Origin of the sequence: Erythrobacter sp. (assembly GCF_038133525.1) — a bacterium.
Lineage (GTDB): Bacteria > Pseudomonadota > Alphaproteobacteria > Sphingomonadales > Sphingomonadaceae > Qipengyuania.
On the sequence record NZ_JAYPTL010000037.1, the window covers coordinates 31756 to 33022 of the forward strand.

2 protein-coding genes and 1 pseudogene are annotated in these 1267 nt (G+C 63.8%); all 3 read right to left on the reverse strand.

All coding sequences use genetic code 11. The features are described from left to right. Positions 1 to 176: pseudogene (locus AAFM29_RS11005) on the reverse strand (threonine synthase); the annotation flags it as partial. 50 nt (positions 177 to 226) lie between these two features. Next, positions 227 to 820 (reverse strand): SURF1 family protein, encoded by a 594-nt coding sequence (locus tag AAFM29_RS11010; protein ID WP_341712850.1) that lies wholly within the window; start codon positions 818 to 820, stop codon positions 227 to 229. Further along, positions 821 to 1168 carry a DUF983 domain-containing protein gene (locus AAFM29_RS11015; protein ID WP_341712851.1) on the reverse strand — a complete coding sequence of 116 codons (348 nt, stop codon included), beginning with the start codon at positions 1166 to 1168 and terminating at the stop codon, positions 821 to 823. Positions 1169 to 1267 lie beyond the last annotated feature (99 nt).

Consider the following 1267-nt stretch of genomic DNA (forward strand, 5'->3'; position numbering starts at 1 on the left):
ATCACGCGCGCGGCCAGTTGGGCGTATGGCAAACCGCGCATAGCGGCGATTTCGTCTTGCGAGAACTGCGGCCAATGCTCGGGGACATAGAGACCGCCATCGGATGCGAGGCCAGCCAGGGTGACACCGGCGAAATCGAGCGAGGGCGCAGAGCCACGGGTGGAGACGTATTTCATCGTGCGAAGCGGTTAGCGGCGCGTCGGTGAGCGGGCAAGCAAGGGGCGCTTTATTCCCCCTTAGCCGCCCTCCCCTGCTCCCCGGCGCGCCGGCGCAGGGCGAGGATGTAGATCACCAGCGCCGTCAGCGCGAAAAAGAACCATTGGCCTGCGTATGCGAGATGATTGTTGGGCAGGTCCTTGGGATCGGGCGGGGCCATGGGCGCGAGGCCAGCCACTGGCGGCGAAGCGACAAGCCGCACGCCCTTGCCCGCCGCTCCGATGAAGCCTGCTACCTCACCGCCGCTCCAGGCAACCGGCTGGGGATTCGCGGAAAGTCCGAGGGCGATCTCGGTTGTTCCGCCACCGTCCAGTTCACAGGTCACCACCTGTGCCAGACCGCTCACGCCATCAGGGCCACGTCCAGAAGTTGTACGGCTTGCAATCACCCGATCGCAGGTGACACGGCTATGGCGATAGAGCGCGTCGGGAAAATCATCCTCGGAACGTGGAAACGCGACCTCCGAGGAGGATTCCTGCACGCGTTCATAGCGTGCGATCATCGCTTCCTTCTCGTCCTTGCGGCCGAGCTGCCAGAAGCCGAGCGCGATCATGGTAGCGATAGCTGCCGCGACAATGATGGTGGGGATCACCGGAATACGCATTCAGATACCCTTCGACCCCGCCTCGCGGGCATCGTTGCGGTATTCGCTGATCAGTAGGAACGCTTTGGTGGTGCGCAGGCCGCCAATGACCAACGCCAGCGTCAGCGGCACCCACAGCAGCACATGCACCCACCAGGGCGGCTCGACCGAAAGCTGTAGCCAGATGGCCAGTCCGACGGTGATGGCGCCAACCGCCAACGTCACCAGCGCCGCGGGGCCATCACCCACATTGAACCGCGATAGGTCGAGGCCGCAGGCCTTGCACTTGCCGGCGAAGGCCAGCCAGCCATCAAACAGGCTACGTTCGCCGCACCGGGGACACAAACCGAGAAGGGCAGCCTCGGCCAAGCCGGGCTGCCCTCCACGTTGTTTGGGGGTGTGCGAAGGGGAAAATGGATTTGGGGGCCCCACCCCCCCCCCAACAAAAACACCAACAAAAAACAAAAA

Excerpts from the sequence above, each read along its gene's own strand:
- AAFM29_RS11010 (WP_341712850.1), bottom strand. The coding sequence starts at position 820 with ATGCGTATTCCGGTGATCCCCACCATCATTGTCGCGGCAGCTATCGCT.